46 protein-coding genes and 1 pseudogene are annotated in these 26,319 nt (G+C 52.5%); 7 read left to right on the forward strand and 40 right to left on the reverse strand.

Annotated elements, in window-relative coordinates; all coding sequences use genetic code 11:
* Positions 1-311: 311 nt before the first annotated feature.
* A complete protein-coding gene (locus tag ACQUTP_RS24955; RefSeq protein ID WP_023319228.1) occupies positions 312-866 on the forward strand; it encodes a gamma carbonic anhydrase family protein in 555 nt (184 codons plus the stop codon).
* Here the strand turns inward: ACQUTP_RS24955 and ACQUTP_RS24960 are convergent.
* From ACQUTP_RS24960 to dprA, 6 genes are read right to left on the reverse strand one after another with little or no spacing between them, the layout of a single operon-like run.
* Positions 812-1,099 (reverse strand): DUF1488 domain-containing protein, encoded by a 288-nt coding sequence (locus ACQUTP_RS24960; protein ID WP_285756527.1) that lies wholly within the window; start codon positions 1,097-1,099, stop codon positions 812-814. The two genes, ACQUTP_RS24955 and ACQUTP_RS24960, sit on opposite strands and share 55 nt — an antisense overlap.
* A complete protein-coding gene (aroE, locus tag ACQUTP_RS24965) occupies positions 1,096-1,914 on the reverse strand; it encodes a shikimate dehydrogenase (protein ID WP_004206806.1) in 819 nt (272 codons plus the stop codon). Before aroE ends, ACQUTP_RS24960 begins: the two co-directional genes overlap by 4 nt.
* 3 nt (positions 1,915-1,917) lie before the next feature.
* The gene (gene tsaC, locus ACQUTP_RS24970) at positions 1,918-2,490 is read right to left on the reverse strand and encodes an L-threonylcarbamoyladenylate synthase type 1 TsaC (RefSeq protein ID WP_285756528.1); all 573 of its coding nucleotides are present in this window, start codon (positions 2,488-2,490) and stop codon (positions 1,918-1,920) included.
* Positions 2,491-2,494: 4 nt separating this feature from the next.
* Complete coding sequence (locus tag ACQUTP_RS24975) at positions 2,495-3,037, reverse strand: DNA topoisomerase family protein (RefSeq protein ID WP_004206804.1); 543 nt, start codon at positions 3,035-3,037, stop codon at positions 2,495-2,497.
* A 26-nt stretch (positions 3,038-3,063) separates the two neighbouring features.
* Complete coding sequence (gene smg / locus ACQUTP_RS24980) at positions 3,064-3,537, reverse strand: DUF494 family protein Smg (RefSeq protein WP_002919137.1); 474 nt, start codon at positions 3,535-3,537, stop codon at positions 3,064-3,066.
* Positions 3,509-4,633 (reverse strand): DNA-protecting protein DprA, encoded by a 1,125-nt coding sequence (dprA, locus tag ACQUTP_RS24985; protein WP_032456674.1) that lies wholly within the window; start codon positions 4,631-4,633, stop codon positions 3,509-3,511. Before dprA ends, smg begins: the two co-directional genes overlap by 29 nt.
* Before the next feature lie 128 nt (positions 4,634-4,761).
* On the opposite strand from dprA, the gene def reads away from it, so the two are divergent.
* The 5 genes from def (at position 4,762) to mscL (ending at position 9,524) form a co-directional block, all read left to right on the forward strand.
* Positions 4,762-5,271, forward strand: coding sequence for a peptide deformylase (def, locus tag ACQUTP_RS24990; RefSeq protein WP_004206802.1), 510 nt, complete (start codon positions 4,762-4,764; stop codon positions 5,269-5,271).
* A gap of 14 nt (positions 5,272-5,285) precedes the next feature.
* Positions 5,286-6,233, forward strand: coding sequence for a methionyl-tRNA formyltransferase (gene fmt / locus ACQUTP_RS24995; RefSeq protein ID WP_017900611.1), 948 nt, complete (start codon positions 5,286-5,288; stop codon positions 6,231-6,233).
* A 52-nt stretch (positions 6,234-6,285) separates the two neighbouring features.
* A complete protein-coding gene (gene rsmB / locus ACQUTP_RS25000; protein WP_004206800.1) occupies positions 6,286-7,581 on the forward strand; it encodes a 16S rRNA (cytosine(967)-C(5))-methyltransferase RsmB in 1,296 nt (431 codons plus the stop codon).
* A gap of 13 nt (positions 7,582-7,594) precedes the next feature.
* Positions 7,595-8,971 (forward strand): Trk system potassium transporter TrkA, encoded by a 1,377-nt coding sequence (trkA, locus tag ACQUTP_RS25005; RefSeq protein ID WP_002919153.1) that lies wholly within the window; start codon positions 7,595-7,597, stop codon positions 8,969-8,971.
* A gap of 139 nt (positions 8,972-9,110) precedes the next feature.
* On the forward strand, positions 9,111-9,524 hold the full coding sequence (gene mscL / locus ACQUTP_RS25010; protein ID WP_004206799.1) for a large-conductance mechanosensitive channel protein MscL: 414 nt from the start codon (positions 9,111-9,113) through the stop codon (positions 9,522-9,524).
* Here the strand turns inward: mscL and ACQUTP_RS25015 are convergent.
* The 31 genes from ACQUTP_RS25015 to rpsJ all read right to left on the reverse strand — a co-directional run bounded on the left by ACQUTP_RS25015 (position 9,460) and on the right by rpsJ (position 24,358).
* Positions 9,460-9,738, reverse strand: coding sequence for an alternative ribosome-rescue factor A (locus ACQUTP_RS25015; RefSeq protein WP_071786641.1), 279 nt, complete (start codon positions 9,736-9,738; stop codon positions 9,460-9,462). The two genes, mscL and ACQUTP_RS25015, sit on opposite strands and share 65 nt — an antisense overlap.
* Before the next feature lie 57 nt (positions 9,739-9,795).
* A complete protein-coding gene (gene zntR, locus ACQUTP_RS25020; protein WP_023319233.1) occupies positions 9,796-10,221 on the reverse strand; it encodes a Zn(2+)-responsive transcriptional regulator in 426 nt (141 codons plus the stop codon).
* A 2-nt stretch (positions 10,222-10,223) separates the two neighbouring features.
* Positions 10,224-10,592 carry a DUF1992 domain-containing protein gene (locus ACQUTP_RS25025; protein ID WP_057212827.1) on the reverse strand — a complete coding sequence of 123 codons (369 nt, stop codon included), beginning with the start codon at positions 10,590-10,592 and terminating at the stop codon, positions 10,224-10,226.
* Positions 10,593-10,700: 108 nt separating this feature from the next.
* Positions 10,701-11,087: a 50S ribosomal protein L17 gene (gene rplQ / locus ACQUTP_RS25030; RefSeq protein WP_002919206.1), complete on the reverse strand. Its 387-nt coding sequence runs from the start codon at positions 11,085-11,087 to the stop codon at positions 10,701-10,703.
* Positions 11,088-11,127: 40 nt separating this feature from the next.
* Positions 11,128-12,117, reverse strand: coding sequence for a DNA-directed RNA polymerase subunit alpha (locus ACQUTP_RS25035; RefSeq protein ID WP_002919219.1), 990 nt, complete (start codon positions 12,115-12,117; stop codon positions 11,128-11,130).
* A gap of 25 nt (positions 12,118-12,142) precedes the next feature.
* Positions 12,143-12,763 (reverse strand): 30S ribosomal protein S4, encoded by a 621-nt coding sequence (rpsD, locus tag ACQUTP_RS25040; protein ID WP_002919224.1) that lies wholly within the window; start codon positions 12,761-12,763, stop codon positions 12,143-12,145.
* A 33-nt stretch (positions 12,764-12,796) separates the two neighbouring features.
* Entirely contained in the window at positions 12,797-13,186 is a 390-nt protein-coding gene (rpsK, locus tag ACQUTP_RS25045; protein ID WP_002919257.1) for a 30S ribosomal protein S11, read from the reverse strand.
* Positions 13,187-13,202: 16 nt separating this feature from the next.
* The gene (gene rpsM, locus ACQUTP_RS25050; RefSeq protein WP_002919259.1) at positions 13,203-13,559 is read right to left on the reverse strand and encodes a 30S ribosomal protein S13; all 357 of its coding nucleotides are present in this window, start codon (positions 13,557-13,559) and stop codon (positions 13,203-13,205) included.
* A 146-nt stretch (positions 13,560-13,705) separates the two neighbouring features.
* Positions 13,706-13,822 (reverse strand): 50S ribosomal protein L36, encoded by a 117-nt coding sequence (rpmJ, locus tag ACQUTP_RS25055; RefSeq protein WP_000868187.1) that lies wholly within the window; start codon positions 13,820-13,822, stop codon positions 13,706-13,708.
* A gap of 33 nt (positions 13,823-13,855) precedes the next feature.
* Positions 13,856-15,187 (reverse strand): preprotein translocase subunit SecY, encoded by a 1,332-nt coding sequence (gene secY, locus ACQUTP_RS25060; protein ID WP_002919515.1) that lies wholly within the window; start codon positions 15,185-15,187, stop codon positions 13,856-13,858.
* A 7-nt stretch (positions 15,188-15,194) separates the two neighbouring features.
* Positions 15,195-15,629 (reverse strand): 50S ribosomal protein L15, encoded by a 435-nt coding sequence (gene rplO / locus ACQUTP_RS25065; protein ID WP_002919516.1) that lies wholly within the window; start codon positions 15,627-15,629, stop codon positions 15,195-15,197.
* 3 nt (positions 15,630-15,632) lie between these two features.
* Entirely contained in the window at positions 15,633-15,812 is a 180-nt protein-coding gene (gene rpmD / locus ACQUTP_RS25070; RefSeq protein ID WP_001140434.1) for a 50S ribosomal protein L30, read from the reverse strand.
* A 3-nt stretch (positions 15,813-15,815) separates the two neighbouring features.
* Positions 15,816-16,319, reverse strand: coding sequence for a 30S ribosomal protein S5 (rpsE, locus tag ACQUTP_RS25075; protein WP_002919545.1), 504 nt, complete (start codon positions 16,317-16,319; stop codon positions 15,816-15,818).
* A gap of 14 nt (positions 16,320-16,333) precedes the next feature.
* On the reverse strand, positions 16,334-16,687 hold the full coding sequence (gene rplR / locus ACQUTP_RS25080) for a 50S ribosomal protein L18 (protein ID WP_000358960.1): 354 nt from the start codon (positions 16,685-16,687) through the stop codon (positions 16,334-16,336).
* 9 nt (positions 16,688-16,696) lie between these two features.
* On the reverse strand, positions 16,697-17,230 hold the full coding sequence (gene rplF, locus ACQUTP_RS25085; RefSeq protein WP_002919662.1) for a 50S ribosomal protein L6: 534 nt from the start codon (positions 17,228-17,230) through the stop codon (positions 16,697-16,699).
* Between the two features lie 12 nt (positions 17,231-17,242).
* Positions 17,243-17,635 carry a 30S ribosomal protein S8 gene (gene rpsH / locus ACQUTP_RS25090; RefSeq protein WP_002919665.1) on the reverse strand — a complete coding sequence of 131 codons (393 nt, stop codon included), beginning with the start codon at positions 17,633-17,635 and terminating at the stop codon, positions 17,243-17,245.
* Between the two features lie 33 nt (positions 17,636-17,668).
* The gene (gene rpsN / locus ACQUTP_RS25095) at positions 17,669-17,974 is read right to left on the reverse strand and encodes a 30S ribosomal protein S14 (RefSeq protein ID WP_002919667.1); all 306 of its coding nucleotides are present in this window, start codon (positions 17,972-17,974) and stop codon (positions 17,669-17,671) included.
* A gap of 14 nt (positions 17,975-17,988) precedes the next feature.
* Complete coding sequence (gene rplE, locus ACQUTP_RS25100; RefSeq protein ID WP_001096200.1) at positions 17,989-18,528, reverse strand: 50S ribosomal protein L5; 540 nt, start codon at positions 18,526-18,528, stop codon at positions 17,989-17,991.
* A 14-nt stretch (positions 18,529-18,542) separates the two neighbouring features.
* The gene (rplX, locus tag ACQUTP_RS25105) at positions 18,543-18,857 is read right to left on the reverse strand and encodes a 50S ribosomal protein L24 (protein ID WP_000729185.1); all 315 of its coding nucleotides are present in this window, start codon (positions 18,855-18,857) and stop codon (positions 18,543-18,545) included.
* Positions 18,858-18,867: 10 nt separating this feature from the next.
* On the reverse strand, positions 18,868-19,239 hold the full coding sequence (rplN, locus tag ACQUTP_RS25110; RefSeq protein ID WP_002919748.1) for a 50S ribosomal protein L14: 372 nt from the start codon (positions 19,237-19,239) through the stop codon (positions 18,868-18,870).
* Positions 19,240-19,404: 165 nt separating this feature from the next.
* Positions 19,405-19,659 (reverse strand): 30S ribosomal protein S17, encoded by a 255-nt coding sequence (rpsQ, locus tag ACQUTP_RS25115; RefSeq protein WP_002919751.1) that lies wholly within the window; start codon positions 19,657-19,659, stop codon positions 19,405-19,407.
* Complete coding sequence (gene rpmC / locus ACQUTP_RS25120; protein WP_002919754.1) at positions 19,659-19,850, reverse strand: 50S ribosomal protein L29; 192 nt, start codon at positions 19,848-19,850, stop codon at positions 19,659-19,661. Before rpmC ends, rpsQ begins: the two co-directional genes overlap by 1 nt.
* Positions 19,850-20,260, reverse strand: a complete 411-nt coding sequence (gene rplP / locus ACQUTP_RS25125) for a 50S ribosomal protein L16 (RefSeq protein ID WP_002919759.1) — start codon at positions 20,258-20,260, stop codon at positions 19,850-19,852. The genes rpmC and rplP overlap by 1 nt, the downstream gene beginning before the upstream one ends.
* Before the next feature lie 12 nt (positions 20,261-20,272).
* The gene (rpsC, locus tag ACQUTP_RS25130; protein ID WP_002919766.1) at positions 20,273-20,971 is read right to left on the reverse strand and encodes a 30S ribosomal protein S3; all 699 of its coding nucleotides are present in this window, start codon (positions 20,969-20,971) and stop codon (positions 20,273-20,275) included.
* A 17-nt stretch (positions 20,972-20,988) separates the two neighbouring features.
* Positions 20,989-21,321, reverse strand: a complete 333-nt coding sequence (rplV, locus tag ACQUTP_RS25135) for a 50S ribosomal protein L22 (RefSeq protein WP_002919773.1) — start codon at positions 21,319-21,321, stop codon at positions 20,989-20,991.
* A gap of 14 nt (positions 21,322-21,335) precedes the next feature.
* A complete protein-coding gene (rpsS, locus tag ACQUTP_RS25140; protein WP_001138115.1) occupies positions 21,336-21,614 on the reverse strand; it encodes a 30S ribosomal protein S19 in 279 nt (92 codons plus the stop codon).
* Positions 21,615-21,630: 16 nt separating this feature from the next.
* Positions 21,631-22,452 carry a 50S ribosomal protein L2 gene (gene rplB, locus ACQUTP_RS25145; protein WP_002919786.1) on the reverse strand — a complete coding sequence of 274 codons (822 nt, stop codon included), beginning with the start codon at positions 22,450-22,452 and terminating at the stop codon, positions 21,631-21,633.
* A gap of 17 nt (positions 22,453-22,469) precedes the next feature.
* A complete protein-coding gene (gene rplW, locus ACQUTP_RS25150; protein ID WP_000617546.1) occupies positions 22,470-22,772 on the reverse strand; it encodes a 50S ribosomal protein L23 in 303 nt (100 codons plus the stop codon).
* A complete protein-coding gene (gene rplD / locus ACQUTP_RS25155; RefSeq protein ID WP_002919794.1) occupies positions 22,769-23,374 on the reverse strand; it encodes a 50S ribosomal protein L4 in 606 nt (201 codons plus the stop codon). Before rplD ends, rplW begins: the two co-directional genes overlap by 4 nt.
* A gap of 10 nt (positions 23,375-23,384) precedes the next feature.
* Positions 23,385-24,014 (reverse strand): 50S ribosomal protein L3, encoded by a 630-nt coding sequence (gene rplC, locus ACQUTP_RS25160; RefSeq protein ID WP_002919796.1) that lies wholly within the window; start codon positions 24,012-24,014, stop codon positions 23,385-23,387.
* Positions 24,015-24,046: 32 nt separating this feature from the next.
* Positions 24,047-24,358, reverse strand: a complete 312-nt coding sequence (rpsJ, locus tag ACQUTP_RS25165; protein ID WP_001181005.1) for a 30S ribosomal protein S10 — start codon at positions 24,356-24,358, stop codon at positions 24,047-24,049.
* A 383-nt stretch (positions 24,359-24,741) separates the two neighbouring features.
* Here rpsJ and ACQUTP_RS25170 point away from each other — a divergent pair, with 383 nt between their 5' ends.
* Positions 24,742-25,227, forward strand: coding sequence for a prepilin peptidase (locus ACQUTP_RS25170; protein WP_032431150.1), 486 nt, complete (start codon positions 24,742-24,744; stop codon positions 25,225-25,227).
* On the opposite strand, the gene bfr is transcribed toward ACQUTP_RS25170, so the two are convergent.
* From bfr to tuf, 3 genes and pseudogenes are all read right to left on the reverse strand, one after another.
* Positions 25,211-25,687, reverse strand: coding sequence for a bacterioferritin (gene bfr, locus ACQUTP_RS25175; RefSeq protein ID WP_004206792.1), 477 nt, complete (start codon positions 25,685-25,687; stop codon positions 25,211-25,213). The genes ACQUTP_RS25170 and bfr overlap by 17 nt on opposite strands.
* Positions 25,688-25,760: 73 nt before the next feature.
* Positions 25,761-25,955, reverse strand: coding sequence for a bacterioferritin-associated ferredoxin (bfd, locus tag ACQUTP_RS25180; protein ID WP_017900608.1), 195 nt, complete (start codon positions 25,953-25,955; stop codon positions 25,761-25,763).
* Between the two features lie 180 nt (positions 25,956-26,135).
* Positions 26,136-26,319 (reverse strand): annotated as a pseudogene (gene tuf, locus ACQUTP_RS25185) (elongation factor Tu); the annotation flags it as partial.

Here is a 26,319-nt window from a genome sequence, read left to right on the forward strand (position 1 = left end):
GCGCTCTGTCGCGAGGTGGCGTATATTACGCTTTCCTCTTTCAGAGTCAACCCGTTTTTCAGGATTTTTCTCTTCAACCGAACCGGCTGTTTGTGTGAAGTGATTCACATCTGCCGTGTCAGTGGGTGCGCATTATAGGGATCCCATTTTTTTGCACAAGCCTTTTTTCGATCTTTTTTTCTGAATGGTGATTTTTCACCCTTTTCGCCGTGTAATTGCACGATTTGCTCAATTTTCACCGTTTTCAGGGGTTGCAGAGCGAGATAAAAGCCACCAAAGTCTTCTTACGCTCCCGTATTTTTGAGGTCAACATGTCTGCTCAACTGCGCCCCTATAAAGCATTTTTCCCGCAAATCGGTCTTCGCGTCATGATTGACGCATCCAGCGTCGTTATCGGTGATGTCAGAATTGCCGATGACGTCAGCGTCTGGCCTCTGGTAGCCATTCGCGGCGACGTCAACTATGTATCGATAGGTCAACGCAGCAATATTCAGGACGGCAGCGTTCTACACGTGACCCATAAATCCTCTTACAAGCCTGAGGGAAATCCACTGATCATTGGAGAGGATGTGACGGTTGGCCACAAAGTGATGCTGCACGGCTGCACTATCGGCAACCGCGTACTGGTTGGTATGGGTTCGATCTTATTAGATGGTGTCGTCGTTGGCGATGACGTCATGATTGGCGCGGGAAGTCTGGTACCGCAGAACAAACAGCTGGAAAGCGGCTTCCTTTACTTTGGCAATCCGGTCAAACAGATCCGCCCCCTGACAGAGGCGGAGCGGGAAGGCCTTAAGTATTCAGCGAATAACTATGTGAAATGGAAAGATGAATATCTGGACCAGGAGAGCCAGACCCAACCCTGAGCATCCTCCTGATTATCGCGGATCAATGCCTCTGCCTCTTCCTCAAGATCCCAACGATGTTTCTGGAATGCGGCCAGCCACTGCGCTGGCCCCTCTGCGCCAAAACGCTGCTGCAGGATCTGCCCTGAAATTGCGCAGGTTAATTGCATCCCATTAACCAGCGCGGGAAACACCACGCCCTGCCGTTCGGCATCCCATGATTCCCGATCGGGAAACTGAATCGCCTGATTCATGCATTCAGTTCCTGTTGCAGCCTTTCTATAACCGGGGTGATAGCCGGCAGGACGCCGTGCCATAGCAGAACGGCATGGGCGGCTTGCGCCACCAGCATTCCCAGCCCGTCAGCACAGTGGGTTGCGCCATGCTGCTGGCACCAGTGAAGAAACGGTGTCGGCCCTTTCTGGTAGAACATGTCATAGCAATACACGTCAGCGTTGACAACAGATGCCGGGATAGCCGGTACATCACCGTCTATTCCACTGGACGTCGCATTGATGATCAGATCGAATGTTTCCCCGGATAAGGTATCCATCTCCCTTGCGCTGACGCTGCCGGTATGAGCGAAGAGCGTGGCTAACTCATGGGCACGAGCGTAGGTGCGATTGACGATCGTGACGGCACATCCCAGCGACAGCAGCGGCAGCAGCACCCCACGCGATGCGCCACCGGCACCGATAAGCAGGATCCGCTGGCGTGGCTTGATGAATCCCAGACGCTCCAGATCGCTCAGCAGACCAATACCGTCCGTGTTGTCGCCCAGCAAACGCCCGTCTTCGAGACGTTTCAGGGTATTCACCGCTCCCGCCAGCGCAGCGCGTTCTGTCAGTTCATCCGCGCGCGCAAAGGCTTCTTCTTTAAAAGGAACGGTAACATTGGCGCCCTTTCCTCCCTGCGCAAAAAACTGATTGAGAGAAGAGACAAAATCGTCCAGCGGCGCCAGCACACGTCCATAAGGATGGGTAATCCCTAACTGGCGGGCAAACAGCTGGTGAATAGAAGGCGACTTGCTGTGCGCGATCGGATTACCAAAAACAGCATAGGTTTCCATGGTTCACCCCTGGCGGAACAGTTCACCCGTCAGGGCATCACGTATTTCAGATGGATTTTGCCGTCCGCCCGTAGCGCCATCCACGACCGGGAAGCTGTCACCAAACTGAGCACGGACCTCTGCGGTGGTGCGGCAAGGCGGTTGCCCGGTGAGATTGGCGCTCGTCGAGACCAGCGGTTTTCCGTAGGCTTCGCACAATTCAATCACCAGCGGATGGTTGGTCACGCGTACAGCCAGCGAATCAAAACGACCAGTCAGCCAGCGTGGTGTTTCAGGACGCGCCGGGAATACAAACGTCACCGGTCCTGGCCAGCAGGAAAAGATCGCTGCCCGCTGCGAATCACTTAACCGTGAATCATCAATATATGGCTTGAGTTGCTCAAAGCTAGCGGCGATAAGGATCAATCCCTTCTCAACAGGACGCTGCTTCAGCTCCAGCAGACGCATAACGGCCGTTTCGCTGTCAGGGTCGCAGCCGACGCCAAAAACGGCTTCCGTGGGATAGGCGATGACATGTTCATTATTCAGGACCGCCACGGCATGGTCGACGGCTTCTGAGGGCAGGTTATTGTTCACTGATTTATTCCGCCGGGATCGGCTTTCCACATTGTTTACTGGCACAGAAGCATCTGAGCCCCTGCGCCGTCTTCTTTTCTATTAACAGCGGGTAATGGCATTCAGGGCATTCGCCCGCCACCGGTTTATAATTGATAACGAACTGGCAATCAGGATAGCGATCGCAGGAGTGAAAGGTTTTACCGAAACGGGAACGACGCTGGACCAGATGGCCTTGTCCGCACTGCGGGCAAGCAATAGCCGTCTCATCTGGTTTATCAATTAGCTCAGTATGTTCGCATTCCGGATAGCGGCTACAGCCAATGAACATCCCAAAACGCCCCTGACGTAGCACCATAACCGCGCCGCACGATGGGCATGCTTGCCCCTCCAGCACCTTAACGACATGCCCGTCTGCCTGACTTTTCAGGGGACGGATATAGTCACAGTCCGGATAATGCGAACAGCCGAGAAACGGGCCATGTTTCCCGGAACGGATCACCAGTTCAGCCCCGCACTGTGGGCAGGGCTCATTTTTACGCACCGAAAACAGTGCTGATTTGGTCATAACAACTCGATGTTGCTGCAAAAAGATTAATGCAGCATACCTTCATTTACTTCGAAGAGTAATTCTTCCATTTGCTGATAGGCGTTTTCACAGCCCGGAATATTGAACAGTACCATCAGGATGACCCATTTCAGGTCCTCCAGCTCAAATTCTGCCGTATCCAGCGCCAGTACGCGCTCTATCACCATTTCTCGCGTTTCGAGGTTCAACACCTGAATCTGCTCGAGGAAGAGTAAAAACCCCCGGCAACTGGCGTCCAGACGCTGGCACTCCTCTTCGGTATATACCCGAAGCGACAGCGGGTCGGAAGCGAGCTGCATGGGTTCAACGAGACCTTCCTGATAATCAGCCAGTTTCTCGAGCCACATTAACGCGTTATAGATATCTTCCCGCTCAAAACCTGCGTCGGTAAGATCCCGCGTCAGTTTGTCCTGATCCACACGCATTTCTGCTTCGCTATGGATGTAAGTTTCAAACAAATACATGAGTACGTCGAACATGGCTTGCCCTCCTTAATCGGACATAGCCGCCGGGTACAGCTGCGATCCAGCCTGCTAACTCCAGTTCAAGTAGCTGAGCTACGGTTACTGGCACAGATTGGCCGGCACGTTCAGCGACAACGTCAACAGGTGTTACCTCATCTCCTACGTTAGCCAGGAGCTCCGGAAATGGCAATGCTACAGACGGCTGATCGGCGCAATTATTTATCGAATCAGACGTATCAGTTAGCCAGGCCAGCTCGTTGTGCCAGTATTCCACAATATCCTCTGGCGAGGTCACCGGCACCGCGCCTTGCTTAATTAACCAGTGTGGGCCTTCCGATCCCGGATTGCCTATCGGCCCAGGCAGGGCAAACACATCCCTTCCCTGTTCCAGAGCACAGCGGACGGTAACCAGCGAACCGCTTCTCAATGCCGCCTCAACCACCAGCACGCCCAGGCTCAGGCCGCTGATAATCCGGTTGCGCCTGGGGAAATGCGCGGGAAGCGGCGGCGTTATAAGTGGAAATTCAGACACCAGCGCACCGCCATTATCGACGATCTGCTGGGCGAGGCTCGCATGGCGCCGCGGATAAACCTGGCCCAGTCCGTTGCCCAGTACCGCGATGGTTTTGCCCTCGGCCGCGAGCGCGCCGCGATGCGCGACGCCATCAATGCCTAACGCCAACCCACTGGTGATAGTCATCCCTTTACGCGCCAACGTTTCGCTGAACAGCTTCCCCCAGCGAGCGCCATACCAGGAATGCAAGCGACTGCCAATAACGGCAAGCTGCGCGCTGTGAAGCAGAGCGGGATCGCCGCTGACCAGCAACGCGCCGGGGTAATCAGCGATAGCCTTTAACCGCAATGGATAGCGCGGATCGTCACCCCGTAACAGATGATGATCCGGTTGTTCCAGCCAGCGCCGCGTCTCGTCAAGCTCATGCTCGTCAAGCCGGAAAAATAACGTTGCCTGCGCCGCGGTCATCCCGACGGCATGCAGCGCTTCATGATCAACGCTGGCGGCTGCGCATAAGCGCTGAGCGATCTCTACCATCCTGTCGCCATACAAGCTACTGACCTTCATCAGCCGCAGCCAAATCTCGTCAGGCGTCATCCTTACCCCCTGCCATAAGCGGTATTGACAATCTTTGCGATTGGACAGTGAGACTGTCAATTGCAGGGTGTTTTGTCTAGAATAGAGCTAATAATCTTATCAACTCCTGAATACGACTCTGGAACTTTATGGCAGTTTTGCAAGTGTTACATATTCCGGACGAGCGCCTTCGCAAAGTCGCCGAGCCGGTCAAAGAAGTGAATGCGGAAATTCAGCGTATCGTCGATGATATGTTCGACACCATGTACGCTGAGGAGGGCATTGGTCTGGCCGCGACCCAGGTCGATATCCATCAGCGCATTATCGTTATTGATGTGTCGGAAAATCGTGAAGAGCAGCTGGTGTTAATCAACCCGGAGCTGCTGGAAAAAGATGGCGAAACCGGCATTGAAGAAGGCTGCCTGTCTATTCCGGAACAGCGCGCCCTGGTGCCGCGTGCGGAAAAAGTGAAGATCCGCGCGCTGGATCGCGACGGTAAGCCATTTGAACTGGAGGCCGATGGCCTGCTGGCTATCTGTATTCAGCATGAGATGGATCATCTGGTCGGCAAACTGTTTATTGATTATCTGTCACCGCTCAAACAACAGCGCATTCGTCAGAAGGTTGAGAAACTGGATCGTTTACGTTCCCGTGCCTGATAACAAGGAATACCGTGTCACAATCACTACGTATCATTTTCGCCGGCACCCCCGATTTTGCAGCGCGTCATCTTGACGCGCTGTTGTCGTCTGAACATCAGGTTGTTGGCGTATTCACTCAGCCAGACCGCCCTGCTGGCCGCGGCAAAAAATTGATGCCGAGCCCGGTAAAGGTGCTGGCTGAAGCCCATAACTTACCTGTATTCCAGCCATCCTCCCTGCGTCCGCAGGACAACCAACAATTAGTCGCCGATCTCGGCGCCGATATTATGGTGGTGGTGGCGTACGGTTTGATTCTGCCGAAAGCGGTGCTGGAGATGCCCCGTCTGGGCTGTATCAACGTTCACGGCTCCCTGCTGCCGCGCTGGCGTGGCGCAGCGCCAATCCAGCGTTCGCTGTGGGCAGGGGATAGCGAAACAGGCGTAACCATCATGCAGATGGACGTCGGCCTTGATACGGGTGATATGCTGTATAAGCTTTCCTGCCCCATTACCGCAGAGGATACCAGCGGCAGCCTGTACGATAAGCTGGCCGAGCTCGGCCCTCAAGGTCTGCTGGCAACTTTGGCCCAGCTGGCCAACGGCACCGCACAGCCTGAAGTACAGGATGAATCGCTGGTGTGCCACGCCGAGAAGCTGAGTAAAGAAGAAGCTCGCATCGACTGGTCGCTTTCCGCCGCACAGCTGGAGCGCTGCATCCGCGCCTTTAATCCGTGGCCAATGAGCTGGCTGGAAATTGACGGGCAGCCGCTAAAAGTGTGGCGGGCATCGGTCATTGCCGAAGCCGCACATGCCGAACCAGGTACTATCGTGGCAGCAACCAAACAGGGTATCCAGGTCGCCACAGGCGATGGGATCCTCAGTCTGGAATCGCTACAGCCTGCGGGTAAAAAAGCGATGAGCGCCCAGGATTTACTCAATTCCCGCCGGGAGTGGTTTACGCCTGGCACCCGTCTCGCCTGACGGTCGTCTCTTCTGAAGCCCGGGTTCGCCGGGCATTTTTATTTTTGCGCTTATGAAAAAGAATATAAATTTACGCAGCCTGGCCGCCCAGGCTATCGAGCAAGTCGTTGAAAAAGGTCAGTCTTTAAGCAACGTCCTGCCCCCTCTACAGCAAAAAGTCAGCGATAAAGACAAAGCGCTGCTGCAGGAGCTGTGTTTTGGCGTACTGCGTACGCTCAGCCAGCTGGAGTGGCTTATCAGCAAGCTGATGGCGCGTCCGATGACCGGCAAACAGCGCACCGTGCACTTTCTGATTATGGTTGGGCTCTATCAGTTACTCTACACCCGCATCCCTCCACACGCCGCGCTGGCTGAAACGGTAGAAGGCGCGGTGGCGATTAAGCGCCCGCAGCTTAAAGGGCTGATCAATGGGGTGTTACGCCAGTTTCAGCGCCAACAGGAAGAGCTACTGGCAGAATTCGCCGGGCAGGAAAACCGCTACCTTCATCCCAAATGGCTGCTGAAGCGTCTGCAGCAGGCCTGGCCGCAACACTGGCAGGAGATTGTCGACGCTAACAACCAGCGCCCGCCGATGTGGCTGCGCGTTAACCGCAACCATCATTCCCGAGATGAATGGCTTGCTCTGCTTAAAGAGGCCGGTTTAGAAGGTTTCACCCACCCTGACTATCCCGACGCCGTGCGTCTGGCCACCCCTGCCCCGGTCCATACATTGCCGGGTTTTGCCGAAGGATGGGTAACCGTTCAGGATGCCTCGGCCCAGGGCTGCATGCGCTATCTGCAGCCGGAAAACGGCGAGCGCATTCTTGATCTCTGCGCTGCGCCGGGCGGCAAGACGACGCATATTCTGGAGGTCGCTCCCCAGGCTGAGGTCATGGCGGTGGACATTGATGAACAGCGTCTTTCCCGCGTCTATGACAACCTGAAACGGCTGGGCATGAAAGCCGAAGTCAAACAGGGCGATGGTCGCTTCCCTGAGCAGTGGTGTGGCAGCGAGCAGTTCGATCGTATTCTGCTGGATGCCCCCTGTTCCGCCACCGGTGTTATTCGCCGCCATCCGGATATCAAATGGCTGCGCCGGGATCGGGATATCGCCGATTTAGCCCAGCTACAGGCCGAGATCCTCAATGCCATCTGGGGGCATCTGAAACCAGGCGGCACGTTGGTTTACGCTACCTGTTCTATTCTGCCGGAAGAGAATAGCCAGCAAATTGCCGCCTTCCTCGCGCGGACCCCGGATGCGGAGCTTGACGCAACCGGTACGCCGGCAAGCCCGGGACAGCAAAATCTGCCGGGTGCGGAAGAAGGCGATGGCTTCTTTTACGCTAAGCTAATCAAACGTCGCAACTAATGGATCACTGCAGATGAAGATTATTATTCTGGGCGCCGGCCAGGTCGGCGGCACGCTGGCGGAGAACCTCGTCGGCGAGAACAATGATATTACGCTGGTTGATACCAATGGCGACCGTCTGCGCAGCCTGCAGGATAAGTTCGACCTGCGTGTCGTCCAGGGGCACGGTTCTCACCCCCGCGTACTGCGCGAGGCAGGAGCCGATGATGCCGATATGCTGGTGGCGGTCACCAGTTCGGATGAAACCAACATGGTGGCCTGCCAGGTCGCCTATTCGTTATTCAATACGCCAAACCGTATTGCTCGTATACGTGCGCCTGATTACGTCCGCGATGCGGAAAAGCTCTTCAATTCTGAAGCAGTGCCCATCGATCACTTAATCGCTCCGGAACAGCTGGTCATCGACAATATTCACCGCCTGATAGAATATCCCGGCGCGCTGCAGGTCGTGAACTTCGCGGAAGGGAAAGTCAGCCTCGCCGTGGTGAAAGCCTATTACGGTGGTCCGCTGGTGGGTAATGCATTGTCCACCATGCGTGAGCATATGCCGCATATCGATACGCGCGTGGCCGCTATTTTCCGCCACGATCGCCCCATTCGCCCACAGGGTTCGACGATTGTCGAGGCCGGCGATGAAGTCTTCTTTATTGCCGCCTCGCAGCATATTAGGGCGGTCATGAGCGAACTCCAGCGTCTGGAGAAGCCTTATAAACGCATCATGTTGGTCGGCGGCGGCAATATTGGCGCGGGCCTGGCCCATAAGCTGGAAAAAGACTACAGCGTTAAGCTTATCGAGCGCAATCAGCAGCGAGCCGCTGAGCTGGCAGAAAAACTGCAGCATACTATCGTCTTCTACGGTGATGCATCGGATCAGGAGCTGCTGGCCGAAGAGCATATTGACCAGGTGGACCTGTTTATTGCCGTCACTAACGATGACGAAGCAAACATCATGTCTGCGATGCTGGCCAAGCGAATGGGGGCTAAAAAAGTGATGGTGCTGATCCAGCGTAGAGCCTATGTGGATCTGGTTCAGGGTAGCGTCATCGATATTGCGATATCGCCTCAGCAGGCCACGATTTCCGCCCTCCTCAGTCATGTTCGTAAAGCCGATATTGTCGGCGTCTCCTCCCTGCGCCGCGGCGTTGCGGAAGCGATCGAAGCAGTGGCACACGGCGATGAGAGCACCTCGCGGGTGGTCGGGCGATCGATCGATGAGATCAAGCTTCCGCCAGGCACGATCATTGGCGCCGTCGTGCGCGGGAATGACGTGATGATCGCCAATAATAATCTGCGGATCGAGCAAGGCGATCATGTGATCATGTTTTTGACTGATAAAAAGTTTATTTCCGATGTAGAAAGGCTGTTCCAGCCAAGTCCTTTCTTCCTCTAATTCCCAGGGCGTCGAACAGGCGCCTTTTATTATCCCTTATTATTCAAAGGTTAATATTTTCCTGTAACGCTCTACGGGGAATGGCAAATGAAAATACATTTGTTAAACTTACAACGTCAGCTGGCTCAAGGAGAATAAAATGAGTTTTTTAAAAGAGTTTCGCGAATTCGCGATGCGCGGGAACGTTGTCGATTTGGCAGTGGGTGTGATCATCGGTGCAGCATTCGGTAAAATTGTTTCGTCGCTGGTCGCGGATATTATTATGCCGCCGCTCGGCCTGTTGATTGGCGGGATCGATTTTAAACAGTTTGCCGTCACGCTGCGCGATGCCCAGGGTGATGTACCGGCAGTGGTGATGCACTATGGGGTGTTTATTCAGAACGTTTTCGATTTCATCATTGTCGCATTTGCCATTTTCATGGCGATTAAACTGATGAATAAGTTAAATCGCAAGAAAGAAGAGGCTCCGGCGGCACCGCCAGCGCCCTCTAAAGAAGAAGTCCTGCTGAGCGAAATTCGCGATCTGTTGAAAGAACAAAACAAGCGTTCTTAATCAGCAGCGAAAGCAGAAGGCCAGTGGTAAAAAAGCGCTTCGCTTGCTTGCCACTGGCCTCCCGGTCAATCCTTGCTGCATGTTTATCTTTACGTTGATAGCTTCCCTTCCCTTTCTTGTTCTTCTCTACACGCTGCCTGAATAATGGATCGTGGAGAAGTGCCTCAATGGCATTATCTTTGATTTGCCCTTTGGTATGCTGATAGCGACTCATAGTTACTCCAGTACATGTGTGAATTCCGCGCGAGTGTAGATCCGCGCGCACAAAAAATCAACAGCTGGCATTGCCGTTACTGGCGCCTTGCTCAAGGGCCTCGAGGATCGAACAGTAAACGCTGCTGTGAGCTGTGCCGCAGCAGGCGTCGTTGAGCCGTTGCAGAGAGCGACGCATCGTTTGTAGCTCGTTGATCCTCGCCTCAACTTCGCTCAGTCGCGCCTGAACGATCCCTTTCGACTCCTGACAGGTGTGATGTTCCGGATCGACACGGATCGACAATAACTCGCGGATCGCTTCCAGAGTAAAGCCCAGCTGACGGGCATAGCGAATAAAGCGCAGACGCTGAAGATCGTTATCCGAGTAAAGACGAAATCCCCCCTCAGTGCGCACGTCATGATCCATCATTTGTTGTTTTTCATAATAACGGATGGTATCTGGCGTCACATCAGCCAGTTTTGCCAGCTCACCAATACGATACATATTCACTCCTGATTGATTTTATGCAGCAACGCATCGGCGTACTCACCGCGTAAAAAGTCGGTGTTCAGTCCTGCCTGACGCAGCTTAAGCTCGAGCAGAGCAAGGCGCTTGCTGAGTTCGCCATGCCGCGGGTCGTCCTGACGCACACCCTTAAGCAAGTCTGCCAGAGCCACCGCCTCTCTGCGCTGCTCCAGCTCCGGGGGAAGACACCCTGCATTCTTCAGAAGGCGATAGCCTGCCCGCAGCTCGGCCGGTACATGCGAATCGTCATCGAGAGTTAACGGCTCGCCGCTGCCGGGTAAATTATCGAACTCGCCTTTGGCTTGGGCATCGAGGATATGGCGTTCTGCCCACTGATCCAGTAACCACATTCTACGGCTCCGGGGGATGAACAAAAAGAGTACAGATATTGTAGTGAAGTGGGGAGGAGGTAGATATAAAAAAACCCGCCGGGGCGGGTTTTTTTACGTTACTACAGATTACTCTGCAGCAGCTTCTGCTTTCGGCTCAGCACGATCAACCAGCTCGATGTATGCCATCGGCGCGTTGTCGCCTGCACGGAAGCCACACTTCAGAATGCGAGTGTAACCACCGGCGCGGCTCGCGAAACGCGGGCCCAGCTCGTTAAACAGTTTTGCCACGATCTCGTTATCACGAGTGCGGGCGAATGCCAGACGACGATTAGCAACGCTATCAGTCTTGGCAAGAGTAATCAGCGGCTCAACTACGCGACGCAGTTCTTTCGCTTTCGGCAGGGTCGTCTTGATGATTTCATGACGAACCAGCGAACCTGCCATGTTACGGAACATAGCCTGGCGATGGCTGCTGTTGCGGTTCAGTTGACGACCACTCTTACGATGGCGCATGACCTTATCCTTCTCAGTAAAACCTTAACCTGTGATCCGGTTACTCGTCAGCAATGCTTGCTGGTGGCCAGTTTTCCAGGCGCATGCCCAGAGACAGTCCACGGGAAGCCAGCACGTCTTTAATCTCGGTAAGAGATTTTTTACCCAGGTTCGGCGTTTTCAGCAACTCAACCTCGGTACGCTGTACCAGATCACCGATATAGTGGATAGCTTCTGCCTTGAGGCAGTTAGCAGAGCGGACAGTCAATTCCAGATCGTCAACAGGGCGCAGCAGGATCGGATCGAATTCTGGTTTCTCTTCTTTCACTTCTGGCTGACGTACATCACGTAAGTCAACAAAAGCTTCCAGTTGTTCAGCCAGGATGGTTGCCGCACGACGAATCGCCTCTTCAGGATCGATTGTGCCGTTGGTTTCCATTTCGATGACCAGCTTGTCCAGGTCGGTACGCTGTTCTACACGCGCAGCTTCAACATTGTAGGCAATACGCTCTACAGGGCTGTAGCAGGCGTCGACCAGCAGACGGCCGATTGGGCGCTCATCTTCTTCCGAATGAATTCGGGCAGAAGCCGGCACATAACCGCGACCGCGCTGAACTTTGATACGCATGCTGATAGCAGCGTTCTCATCAGTCAGGTGGCAAATCACGTGCTGCGGCTTGACGATTTCGACATCACCGTCGTGGGTAATGTCGGCTGCGGTCACAGGGCCAATGCCAGATTTATTCAAAGTAAGGATGACTTCATCTTTACCCTGAACTCTCACCGCCAGCCCTTTCAGGTTGAGCAGGATTTCAAGGATGTCTTCCTGAACGCCTTCTTTGGTGCTGTACTCGTGCAGTACACCATCAATCTCAACCTCGGTCACCGCGCAACCCGGCATCGATGAGAGCAGAATACGGCGCAGTGCGTTACCCAGAGTATGGCCGAAGCCACGCTCTAAAGGCTCAAGGGTCACCTTGGCGTGCGTCGAACTCACTTGCTCGATATCGACCAGGCGCGGTTTTAGAAACTCTGTCACAGAACCCTGCATTGTGTCCTCTCTTTGGTACTAAGCTTTACTTGGAGTAAAGCTCGACGATCAGGTGTTCGTTAATGTCCGCAGACAGATCAGAACGCTCCGGCTGACGCTTGAACGTACCTTCCATCTTGCCAGCATCAACTTCCAGCCAGGTTGGCTTTTCACGCTGCTCAGCCAGCTCCAGAGCGGCTTTCACGCGAGATTGCTTTTTCGCTTTCTCACGAATGCTGACAACGTCATTCGCTTTAACCTGATAAGAAGCGATGTTAACAACACGACCGTTTACCATAATCGCTTTGTGGCTAACCAGCTGGCGTGCTTCAGCACGAGTGGCGCCGAAGCCCATACGGTATACAACGTTGTCCAGACGACCTTCCAGCAGAGCCAACAGGTTTTCACCGGTGTTGCCTTTCAGACGTGCTGCTTCTTTATAGTAGTTACGGAACTGACGCTCCAGCACACCGTACATACGGCGAACTTTTTGCTTTTCACGCAACTGCACACCATAGTCAGACAGACGCGGCTTACGCGCACCGTGCTGGCCAGGAGCTTGTTCAATTTTACACTTGGTATCGATCGCGCGAACGCCAGACTTAAGGAATAAGTCGGTGCCCTCACGACGGCTCAGCTTGAGCTTAGGACCCAAATATCTTGCCATTTTCTTTCTCCAACTAACCTGGAAAACGCAGCGTTATACGCGACGTTTTTTCGGCGGACGACAACCGTTATGAGGGATCGGAGTCACATCAGTAATATTAGTGATGCGGAAACCAGCGGCGTTCAGTGCACGAATGGTAGATTCGCGACCCGGACCCGGACCTTTGACCATAACTTCCAGATTCTTGATGCCGTATTCTTTTACGGCTTCTGCGCAACGCTCTGCTGCAACCTGAGCTGCGAACGGAGTGGATTTGCGAGAACCACGGAAACCGGAACCACCGGCTGTTGCCCAACCCAGTGCGTTACCCTGACGATCAGTAATGGTAACGATGGTGTTGTTAAAAGAAGCATGGATATGAGCCACGCCGTCAGAGACTTGTTTTCTTACACGCTTACGTGCACGAATTGGTGCCTTTGCCATTATTCAATCACCCCGATTATTTCTTGATCGGTTTACGCGGACCCTTACGGGTACGTGCGTTGGTCTTGGTACGCTGACCGCGAACCGGGAGACCACGACGATGACGCAAACCACGGTAGCAACCAAGGTCCATCAGACGCTTGATGCTCAGGGTGATTTCACGGCGCAGATCACCTTCAACGACAAATTTACCTACTGCTTCACGCAGAATATCAATTTGTTCTTCAGACAGCTCACTGATCTTAACATTTTCAGCGATGCCCGTTTCAGCGCAGATGGCTTTAGAACGGGTTTTGCCGATACCGAAAATAGCGGTTAAAGCGATTACGGTATGTTTGTGATCAGGAATGTTAATGCCTGCTATACGGGCCACTATGCACTCCTACTATTTAATATGTACGCACCATGCTGAAAAGCCCGTTTTCAGGATACTCAAATGGAAACGTACAGACATACAAAAGATTGGCTGGCTAATCTAGCCAGCTCAATCCAACTTTGCAAGAAAAATATGCGAAAAAATCAGCCTTGGCGCTGTTTATGCTTCGGCTCGGCACTGCAAATCACACGGATGACGCCATCACGCTTAACGATTTTGCAGTTACGGCATAATTTCTTGACGGAAGCACGAACTTTCATTTTTACTCTCCGTAACTTCTCGGGCGACCAGTTTTAGCGGCCGTAGCCTTTCAGGTTCGCCTTCTTCAATGCAGACTCATACTGACTGGACATCATCAGAGTTTGCACTTGAGCCATAAAGTCCATAATCACGACAACAACGATAAGCAGCGAGGTCCCACCGAAGTAGAACGGCACTTTCATCGCGTCACGCATGAACTCCGGGATCAGGCAGATAAAAGTAATGTACAACGCACCAACCAGAGTCAGGCGAGTCATCACTTTATCGATATACTTCGCCGTTTGCTCTCCCGGACGAATTCCTGGTACAAATGCACCGGACTTCTTCAGGTTATCTGCTGTTTCACGCGGGTTGAAAACCAACGCCGTGTAGAAGAAACAGAAGAAGATGATTGCAGACGCATAGAGTAACACATAAAGCGGTTGCCCAGGCTGCAAATACAGCGAAATTGTTGTCAGCCAGTTCCAACCAGTACCACCCCCGAACCATGACGTGATGGTTGCCGGGAACAGTATAATACTGGAAGCGAAGATTGCCGGGATTACCCCCGCCATATTCACTTTCAGCGGTAAATGTGTGCTCTGTGCAGCATAGACACGACGACCCTGTTGACGTTTCGCGTAGTTTACCACAATGCGGCGTTGACCACGTTCAACGAATACAACAAAGAAGGTCACTGCAAATACTAATACTGCAACCAACAGCAACAGGAGGAAGTGCAGGTCGCCTTGACGCGCTTGCTCGATAGTATGGGCGATGGCCGGCGGGAGTCCCGCAACGATACCGGCGAAGATAATGATCGAGATACCGTTACCGATACCGCGTTCAGTGATCTGTTCGCCGAGCCACATCAGGAACATAGTCCCTGTGACCAGACTGACAACAGCGGTGAAATAGAATGCAAAGCCTGGATTAATCACCAGGCCCTGCATACCAGGCATATTCGGCAGACCGGTAGCAATACCGATCGACTGGAATATCGCCAGCACCAGAGTACCGTAGCGGGTGTACTGGCTGATCTTACGACGACCAGACTCCCCTTCTTTCTTCAGTTCTGCCAGCGGTTGATAAACCACCGTCAGCAGCTGCACGATGATTGATGCCGAAATGTACGGCATAATCCCCAGTGCAAAGATAGAAGCACGGCTGAGAGCACCACCAGAGAACATGTTGAACATTTCAATGATGGTGCCTCGCTGTTGCTCAAGCAGTTTGGCAAGTACAGCGGCATCAATACCAGGGATCGGAATAAAAGAGCCAATACGGAACACTATCAGCGCACCGACCACAAACAGAAGTCTGCGTTTCAGTTCGCCAAGGCCACCTTTGGCACTTTGAAAATCTAATCCCGGTTGTTTAGCCATCTGCTACTTATTCCTCAATTTTACCGCCAGCAGCTTCGATAGCAGCACGAGCACCTTTAGTCACACGCAGGCCACGAACAGTTACCGGACGAGTTACCTCACCAGACAGGATCACTTTCGCGAACTCGATCTGGACACCGATAATGTTAGCCGCTTTCAGCGCGTTCAGGTCTACTACATCGCCTTCTACGTGAGCCAGATCGGAGAGACGGATCTCTGCGGTGATCATCGCTTTACGAGAAGTGAAGCCGAATTTCGGCAGACGACGGTACAGAGGCATCTGACCACCCTCGAAACCGCGACGTACGCCACCGCCAGAACGAGATTTCTGACCTTTGTGACCACGACCACCGGTTTTACCGAGGCCAGAACCGATACCACGACCCAGGCGTTTACCCGCCTTTTTGGAGCCTTCGGCCGGAGACAGAGTATTTAAACGCATCTCTTACTCCTCAACTTTAACCATGAAGGAAACCGCGTTGACCATACCACGAACAGCAGGAGTATCCTCGCGCTCTACGGTGTGACCAATACGACGCAGACCCAGGCCAAGCAGCGTTGCCTTGTGTTTCGGCAGACGACCGATTGCACTGCGGGTTTGAGTAATTTTAATAGTCTTTGCCATGGTTTATTTCCCCAGAATTTCTTCAACGGATTTACCACGCTTGGCAGCGACCATATCCGGGGACTTCATGTTTTCCAGACCGTCGATAGTTGCACGAACCACGTTAATCGGGTTAGTGGAACCATACGCTTTAGCCAGAACGTTACGAACCCCAGCGACTTCCAGAACGGCGCGCATTGCACCACCGGCGATGATACCGGTACCTTCGGAAGCCGGCTGCATGAATACACGAGAACCCGTGTGAGTACCCTTAACCGGGTGCTGCAGGGTGCCGTGGTTCAGCGCGACGTTAATCATATTGCGACGGGCTTTTTCCATCGCTTTCTGGATCGCTGCTGGAACTTCACGCGCTTTACCGTAACCAAAACCAACGCGACCGTTACCATCGCCTACTACAGTCAGAGCTGTGAAGGAGAAAATACGACCACCTTTAACGGTTTTAGATACGCGGTTTACCGCGATCAGCTTTTCCTGCAGTTCGCCAGCTTGTTTTTCGATGTGAGCCATCTTACACCTCTACCTTAGAACTGAAGGCCAGCTTCACGGGCAGCATCTGCCAGTGCCTGGACACGACCATGATATTGGAACCCGGAACGGTCAAAGGAAACATCTTTGATGCCTTTTTCCAGAGCGCGTTCAGCGACAGCTTTACCCACAGCTGCAGCAGCGTCTTTGTTACCGGTGTACTTCAGTTGTTCAGCGATAGCTTTTTCTACAGTAGAAGCAGCTACCAGAACTTCAGAACCATTCGGTGCAATTACCTGTGCGTAAATGTGACGCGGGGTACGATGTACCACCAGGCGAGTTGCGCCCAGCTCCTGGAGCTTGCGGCGTGCGCGGGTCGCACGACGGATACGAGCAGATTTCTTATCCATAGTGTTACCTTACTTCTTCTTAGCCTCTTTGGTACGCACGACTTCGTCGGCGTAACGAACACCCTTGCCTTTGTAAGGCTCAGGACGACGGTAGGCGCGCAGATCTGCTGCAACCTGGCCGATCACCTGCTTATCAGCGCCTTTCAGCACGATTTCAGTCTGAGTCGGACATTCTGCAGTGATACCCGCAGGCAGCTGATGATCAACCGGGTGAGAGAAACCTAAAGCCAGGTTTACTACATTCCCTTTGACCGCTGCACGATAACCTACACCAACCAGCTGCAGCTTCTTAGTGAAGCCTTCGGTAACACCGATAACCATTGAGTTCAGCAGGGCACGCGCGGTACCAGCCTGAGCCCAACCGTCTGCGTAACCATCACGCGGACCGAAGGTCAGTGCATTATCTGCATGTTTAACTTCAACAGCATCGTTGAGAGTACGAGTCAGCTCGCCGTTTTTACCTTTGATCGTAATAACCTGACCGTTGATTTTTACATCAACGCCGGCAGGAACAACGACCGGTGCTTTAGCAACACGAGACATTTTTTCCTCCGATTAGGCTACGTAGCAGATAATTTCGCCACCAAGACCAGCCTGGCGCGCTGCACGATCAGTCATAACACCTTTAGAGGTAGAAACAACTGCGATACCCAGACCGGCCATAACTTTCGGCAGCTCATCTTTTTTCTTATAGATGCGCAGACCTGGGCGGCTGACACGCTGAATGCTTTCTACAACAGCTTTACCCTGGAAATACTTAAGAGTCAGTTCCAGTTCCGGCTTGGTGTCGCCTTCAACTTTAAAATCTTCGATAAAACCTTCTTCCTTCAGCACGTTGGCGATTGCCACTTTCAGCTTGGAGGAAGGCATGGTGACCGCAGCTTTGTTCGCGGCCTGACCGTTACGGATACGGGTCAGCATATCCGCGATCGGATCTTGCATGCTCATCTGTCTTTACTCCCGTGATTCAATTGGTGACAATTACCAGCTAGCCTTTTTCAGACCCGGGATTTCACCGCGCATAGCGGCTTCACGGACCTTAATACGGCTCAACCCGAACTTCCGCAGGAAACCATGCGGACGACCTGTTTGACGGCAGCGGTTACGCTGACGAGACGGGCTGGAATCACGCGGCAGAGTCTGCAGCTTGAGAACGGCATTCCAACGATCTTCGTCGGTTGCGTTCACATCAGAGATGATAGCTTTCAGTTCAGCGCGTTTAGCGAAGAATTTATCAGCTAAAGCCACGCGCTTTACTTCGCGTGCTTTCATTGATTGCTTAGCCATTAAGTAACCCTACCTTACTTGCGGAACGGGAAGTCAAAGGCAGCCAGCAGAGCACGGCCTTCTTCGTCAGATTTCGCAGTAGTGGTAATGGTAATATCCAAACCACGAACGCGGTCGACTTTATCGTAGTCGATTTCTGGGAAGATGATCTGCTCACGGACACCCATGCTGTAGTTGCCACGACCGTCGAAAGACTTAGCGGACAGGCCGCGGAAGTCACGAATACGCGGTACAGCAATAGTGATCAGGCGCTCAAAGAACTCCCACATGCGTTCGCCACGCAGAGTTACTTTACAGCCGATCGGATAGCCCTGACGGATTTTGAAGCCTGCAACTGATTTGCGTGCTTTGGTGATCAGCGGTTTTTGACCGGAGATTGCTGCCAGGTCAGCTGCTGCGTTATCCAGCAGTTTCTTGTCAGCGATCGCTTCACCAACACCCATGTTCAGGGTGATCTTCTCGACCCGAGGGACTTGCATGACAGAATTGTAGTTAAACTCAGTCATGAGTTTCTTAACTACTTCGTCTTTGTAGTAATCATGCAGTTTCGCCATCGTACTACTCCAAATTACTTGATAGTTTCGCTGTTAGACTTGAAGAAACGGACTTTTTTGCCGTCTTCGAATCTAAAGCCTACACGGTCAGCCTTGCCGGTTGCCGCATTGAAGATTGCAACGTTAGAAACCTGAATTGCAGCTTCTTTTTCAACGATGCCGCCTGGTTGGTTCAGAGCCGGAACCGGCTTCTGGTGTTTCTTAACCAGGTTGATACCTTCAACAATGACCTTGCCGGAAGACAGGACATTCTTAACTTTACCGCGCTTACCTTTATCTTTACCGGTTAACACGATAACTTCGTCATCACGACGGATTTTCGCTGCCATGATTCGCTCCTTAGAGTACTTCTGGTGCCAGAGAGATAATTTTCATGAACTTCTCGGTACGAAGTTCACGAGTTACCGGCCCAAAAATACGCGTACCGATAGGCTGCTCGCTGTTATTGTTCAGAATAACGCATGCATTACCATCGAAGCGAATGACAGAACCGTCCGGGCGACGAACACCCTTCTTGGTGCGCACCACTACCGCCTTCAGCACATCACCTTTTTTGACCTTACCACGCGGAATTGCTTCTTTGATGGTGATCTTGATGATGTCGCCTACGCCTGCGTAGCGACGGTGCGAGCCACCCAGAACCTTGATACACATTACGCGACGTGCACCGGAGTTGTCGGCGACGTTCAGCATAGTCTGTTCTTGGATCATTTTAGTGCTCCGCTAATGTCAACTACTACTGAGACCCGAAAATTAGGGTCGTTAAAAAGCCCCATATCGAGGGCGCGGCATTATAACACCACAAACCAGATATGGGTAGAAAAAATAAACGGCTCATCGCTGAGCCGTTTATCCGTATCGAGAATGCGTACTCTATTACAGAACCGCTTTCTCTACAACGCGAACCAGCGTCCAGGACTTAGTCTTGGACAGCGGACGGCATTCGCGGATTTCAACCTTGTCGCCGATACCGCATTCGTTGTTCTCGTCATGTACGTGCAGTTTGGTCGTACGTTTGATGAATTTGCCGTAAACCGGGTGTTTCACCATACGTTCGATAGCAACAACAATGGATTTCTCCATTTTGTCGCTAACTACGCGACCTTGCAGAGTACGGATTTTATCGGTCATTACGCACCCGCCTTCTGAGTCAGTAAAGTCTTAACGCGTGCAACATCACGACGCACTTGCTTCAGCAGATGAGTCTGTTGCAGCTGGCCACTTGCAGCCTGCATGCGCAGGTTGAACTGCTCACGCAGCAGGTTCAGCAGCTCAGCGTTCAGCTCTTCAACGCTTTTTTCACGCAGCTCTTTTGCTTTCATTACATCACCGTCTTAGTTACAAAGGTGGTTTTGATCGGCAGTTTCGCTGCTGCCAGGCCGAATGCTTCACGGGCCAGCTCTTCCGGTACACCGTCCATTTCATACAGGACTTTACCCGGCTGAATCAAGGCAACCCAGTACTCCACGTTACCTTTACCTTTACCCATACGAACTTCCAGCGGCTTCTCGGTGATCGGTTTGTCCGGGAATACACGGATCCAGATCTTACCTTGACGCTTAACTGCACGGGTCATAGCACGACGTGCTGCTTCGATCTGACGTGCAGTCAGACGACCACGGCCAACAGCTTTCAGACCGAAAGTGCCGAAGCTAACATCCGTACCCTGCGCCAGACCACGGTTGCGGCCTTTGTGCACTTTACGGAATTTTGTACGCTTTGGTTGTAACATCAGCGACGCTCCTTATTTACGGCCTTTACGCTGCTGCTTTTTAGGTTGAGCAGCCGGTTCCGGTTGTTCAACAGCAGCCATACCACCCAGGATCTCACCTTTGAAGATCCATACCTTAACGCCGATTACACCGTAAGTGGTGTGCGCTTCAGAGGTGTTGTAGTCGATGTCAGCACGCAGAGTGTGCAGCGGTACGCGACCTTCACGGTACCATTCGGTACGTGCGATTTCCGCGCCGCCCAGACGGCCGCTAACTTCAACTTTGATACCTTTAGCGCCCAGACGCATTGCGTTCTGTACAGCACGCTTCATCGCACGACGGAACATAACGCGACGTTCCAGCTGAGAAGTGATGCTGTCAGCAACCAGTTTTGCGTCCAGTTCAGGTTTACGAACTTCGGCGATATTGATCTGTGCAGGTACGCCAGCGATATCCGCTACGACCTTGCGCAGTTTTTCTACGTCTTCGCCTTTCTTACCGATAACGATACCCGGGCGAGCGGTGTGAATGGTCACACGGATGCTCTTAGCCGGACGCTCGATAACGATGCGAGATACAGACGCTTTAGCCAGTTCTTTAGTCAGGAACTGACGTACTTTAAAATCGCTGTCCAGGTTGTCAGCGAATTCTTTGGTGTTCGCGAACCAGGTAGAGTTCCATGGTTTGACAATACCCAGGCGAATACCATTAGGATGTACTTTCTGACCCATTGCTAGTCTCCAGAGTCTCAGCGATCGGACACAACCACAGTGATGTGGCTGGTGCGCTTCAGGATGCGATCTGCACGACCTTTAGCACGCGGCATAATGCGCTTCATGCTCGGGCCTTCGTCTACGAAAATTTTCGCAACTTTCAGATCATCAATGTCAGCGCCATCGTTGTGTTCAGCGTTAGCAATGGCAGATTCCAGTACCTTCTTGACCAGTACAGCAGCTTTTTTGTTGGTGTAGGTCAGAATATCCAGGGCCTGCGACACTTTCTTACCGCGAATCAGGTCAGCTACAAGGCGAACCTTCTGAGCAGAAGAACGAGCATGGCGATGTTGAGCTAAAGTTTCCATCTCTTCCTCCTACCTTATTTCTTCTTCGCTTTTTTATCAGCAGCGTGGCCGCGATAAGTACGAGTCGGTGCGAATTCACCCAGTTTGTGACCGACCATTTCGTCGGAAACAAATACTGGAACGTGCTGACGACCATTATGGACAGCGATGGTCAAACCGATCATGTTAGGAAAGATCGTTGAACGACGGGACCAAGTGCGCAGGGGCTTCTTGTCTCCGCTTTCCACCGCTTTCTCTACCTTCTTCAGCAAGTGCAGGTCAATAAAAGGACCTTTCTTGAGAGAACGTGGCATGGCTTATCCTCTAAAATTATTTGCTACGGCGACGTACGATGAATTTATCAGTACGCTTGTTGCTGCGGGTCTTCTTACCTTTGGTCTGCAGGCCCCACGGGGATACCGGGTGCTTACCAAAGTTACGACCTTCACCACCACCATGTGGGTGGTCTACTGGGTTCATCGCAGTACCGCGAACGGTAGGACGAACACCACGCCAGCGTGCAGCACCTGCTTTACCCAGAACGCGCAGCATATGCTCAGCATTGCCAACTTCGCCCAGAGTAGCGCGGCAGTCTGCTTCGACTTTACGCATTTCACCAGAACGCAGACGCAGGGTGACATAAGCACCGTCGCGAGCAACGATCTGAACGTAAGTACCAGCGGAACGAGCCAGCTGACCGCCTTTACCTGGTTTCATTTCTACGTTATGAACGGTAGAACCAACCGGGATATTGCGCATCGGCAGGGTGTTGCCTGCTTTGATTGCAGCATCAACGCCAGACTGAATCTGGTCGCCAGCTTTCAGGCCTTTCGGGGCCAGGATGTAACGGCGCTCGCCGTCTTTGTACAGAACCAGCGCGATGTTCGCGGAGCGGTTCGGATCGTACTCAAGACGTTCAACAACTGCCGGGATACCATCTTTGTTGCGTTTGAAGTCAACAATACGGTAAGCCTGCTTGTGGCCACCACCGATATGACGGGTGGTGATACGGCCATTGTTGTTACGACCACCGGATTTGCTGTTTTTTTCCAGCAACGGAGCAAAAGGTTTGCCCTTGTGCAGCTCTGGGTTAACCACTTTAACGACGTGGCGACGACCCGGAGATGTCGGTTTACATTTAACAACTGCCATTGTATTACTCCTCCGACTTACTCAGCGCCGCCAACGAAGTCCAGATTCTGGCCTTCTTTCAGGGTGACGTAAGCTTTTTTCCAGTCGCTACGACGACCGATACGCTGTCCGTGACGTTTAACTTTCCCTTTAACAACCAGGGTGTTAACGACTTCGACTTCGACTTCAAACAGTTTCTGCACAGCAGCTTTGATTTCTGCTTTGGTCGCGTCTTTAGCAACTTTGAGAACGATGGTGTTTGTTTTTTCCATCGCAGTAGACGCTTTTTCAGAAACGTGCGGTGCGCGCAGCACCTTCAGCAGACGTTCTTCACGAATCATGCCAGCATCTCCTCAACTTGCTTAACAGCATCAGCAGTCATTACGACTTTGTCGAAGGCGATCAGGCTAACCGGGTCGATACCGTTCGCATCACGTACGTCAACCTTGTGCAGGTTACGTGCGGCCAGGAACAGGTTCTCGTCCAGCTCACCGGTGATGATCAGCACATCTTCCAGAGCCATGTCTTTCAGTTTCTGTGCCAGCAGCTTAGTTTTCGGCGCTTCAACAGAGAACTTCTCGACAACGATCAGACGATCCTGACGTACCAGTTCGGACAGGATGCTTTTCAGCGCGCCGCGGTACATCTTCTTGTTAACTTTTTGACTGTGGTCCTGCGGACGAGCAGCAAAGGTCACGCCACCGGAACGCCAGATCGGGCTCTTGATAGAACCAGAACGCGCACGGCCGGTACCTTTCTGGCGCCACGGTTTTTTACCGGAGCCAGTGATTTCAGCACGAGTCTTCTGAGCACGAGTGCCCTGACGCGCACCAGCTGCATAAGCAACAACAACCTGGTGAACCAGCGCTTCGTTGAAATCACGACCGAAGGTAGTTTCGGAAACAGTCAGCGCGCTCTGCGCGTCTTTCAATACTAATTCCATTGCTATCTCCTCACGCCTTCACAGCTGGTTTAACGATCAGGTCGCTACCGGTCGCACCCGGGACAGCACCTTTAACCAGCAGCAGGTTGCGCTCAGCGTCAACACGTACTACGTCCAGGCTCTGAACGGTTACACGCTCATTACCCAGCTGACCTGCCATTTTCTTGCCTTTGAACACTTTGCCCGGAGTCTGGTTCTGACCGATAGAACCCGGAACGCGGTGAGACAAGGAGTTACCGTGAGTAGCGTCCTGGGTACGGAAGTTCCAGCGCTTAACGGTACCAGCAAAACCTTTACCTTTAGAGGTACCGGTTACGTCAACTTTTTTAACGTCAGCAAACAGTTCAACGCTAATGTTCTGACCTACGGTGAATTCTTCGCCGTCAGCCAGACGGAATTCCCACAGACCACGGCCAGCTTCAACGCCAGCTTTAGCGAAGTGACCCGCTTCCGGCTTGGTTACACGGTTAGCTTTTTTAGCACCGGTGGTAACCTGGATTGCGCGGTAGCCATCGTTAGCCAGGTCTTTAACCTGAGTAACACGGTTTGCTTCAACTTCGATTACGGTTACTGGGATAGAAACGCCATCTTCAGTGAAGATGCGGGTCATGCCCACTTTTTTACCGACTAAACCAATCATTGTTTCAACCTCTCAATCGCTCGATGACCTGATTAACCCAGGCTGATCTGCACGTCTACACCGGCAGCCAGATCCAGACGCATCAGAGCATCAACGGTTTTTTCAGTTGGCTCAACGATGTCAACCAGACGCTTGTGAGTGCGAATTTCGTACTGGTCACGCGCGTCTTTGTTGACGTGCGGGGAGATCAGAACGGTAAAGCGCTCTTTGCGGGTCGGCAGCGGGATCGGACCACGGACTTGCGCACCAGTGCGCTTAGCAGTCTCGACGATTTCCGCGGTTGATTGATCGATCAGACGATGATCAAACGCTTTCAGGCGGATACGGATTCTTTGGTTCTGCATGAGACCAGAGCTCCAATTATTTTATAGACGAAATGATTACTCCTCATACCCATTACGATTGATGGGAGAGTGTAACCGTTCTTACATAGTCCCCCGATTGGGGACATTGTTTGATAACCCAACTGCGATTACCAGGGTTCATATTGAACCGGCCGTCAACTTTGACAGGTCCGCGCATTATACGCAAATTCTGGCGCTACGCAAGTGCTGTTTAGAAAATCATCACCAGGATTTGCGTGCCTTCGCGCCAGCGAACTGTACGGACCGACAACGCGGCAAATTAACGCGGATGGCGCCATCCATTCCAGGAAAGTCCTTTTTGCACCGGACGAGTGACAATAAGCATAGTGAGGCGATGTTCTTTGACGATTACGGGGTTAACCATGCTCGCCGCCCTCCCCTTCTTGCTGTGCTATAGCGGATTGACCTTAGCCTTATGCCTCCAGGACCTGCGTCACGGCCTGCTGCCTGACCGTTACACCTGTCCCCTGCTGTGGAGCGGTTTACTTTTTTATCTTTGTCTGGCGCCGCACCAGCTTCATGATGCCGTCTGGGGGGCGATAGGCGGCTATCTATGTTTGGCTGCGCTTTACTGGCTATATCGCGGGATCCGCGGCTATGAGGGGTTGGGGTATGGGGATATCAAATATCTCGCCGCCCTAGGCGCCTGGCATGGCTGGCAATTGTTGCCGCAGCTGCTACTGGTGGCATCGCTGCTCGCCGGCACGGTGTGGGCAGTATCAGGTTTGCACGCCAGGTACGGCGGGAGCAGTAAATGGAGGGGGAACAACCCGCTGCCGTTTGGGCCATTTCTGGCGGCCGCGGGTTTCTGGTGCGGGTGTCAGACGCTGGCTAGTCTGACACTTTGATCTGCGACTGCAGGTAATTTTGCAGGCCGATTTTGCCGATCAGATCGAGTTCGGTTTCCAGCCAGTCAATATGGCCTTCTTCATCCGCCAGGATCTCAATCATCATATCGCGGCTGACGTAGTCATGGACGCTGTCGGCGTAGGCGATCGCCTCGCGCAGATTTTGCGCCCCTTCCAGCTCCAGTCTTAAATCGGACTGCAGCATCTCTTCCACATCTTCACCGATGCCAAGTTTGCCGAGATCCTGCAGATTAGGGATACCTTCGAGAAAAAGAATACGCTCGATGTATTTATCGGCATGCTTCATTTCGTCGATGGATTCGTGGTACTCGATATCGTTGAGGCGCATCAGGCCCCAGTTTTTGAACATTCTCGCATGGAGAAAGTACTGATTAATTGCGACCAGCTCATTTCCCAATAATTTATTGAGATAACTTATGATTTTGACATCACCTTTCATTATATAGTCCCTCCGCTTCCACTCATTGAAGCGTAGTCCGGCCTATAGGGATGTCAAAAGAGAAGCGTGGACTTCAGGCGATTTCTTTGAATTCCGGCATGGTGGTTAATTCATCTTCCATAACTTCCCGCGCCGCGCGAACACACTTACCGCATTGATTTCCAACGGGAACAAACTTACGTAATTGCTGAAAAGATTGCGGTTGAAACTGGCGGACAACCTGGCGAATTTTTTTATCGCTGATGCCATTGCACAAACAAACGTACATATAAACTCCCGTTCAATTTATGCACAAATATTAAATGAGAATAGTTATGATTACAATAGACCATTTACTCATTATCCGCCGCAGCGCACGTTATGAATCGCCAGCATAACCGCCTTTTTCGCTGAACGACGGACAGCAAAAAGGGCGCAGAAGCGCCCTTTTTTATTCAAAGCTAACGAATTAGCCCAGAACTTTAGCTACAACGCCCGCGCCAACGGTACGGCCGCCTTCACGGATTGCGAAACGCAGACCGTCGTCCATCGCGATCGGGTGGATCAGGGTAACAACCATTTTGATGTTGTCGCCCGGCATTACCATCTCTACGCCTTCCGGCAGTTCGATGGTGCCAGTCACGTCAGTTGTA

The sequence above is a fragment of the Klebsiella sp. 2-CIP_Kleb. genome (assembly GCF_050378715.1).
In the GTDB taxonomy this organism is placed as follows: domain Bacteria; phylum Pseudomonadota; class Gammaproteobacteria; order Enterobacterales; family Enterobacteriaceae; genus Klebsiella; species Klebsiella quasipneumoniae.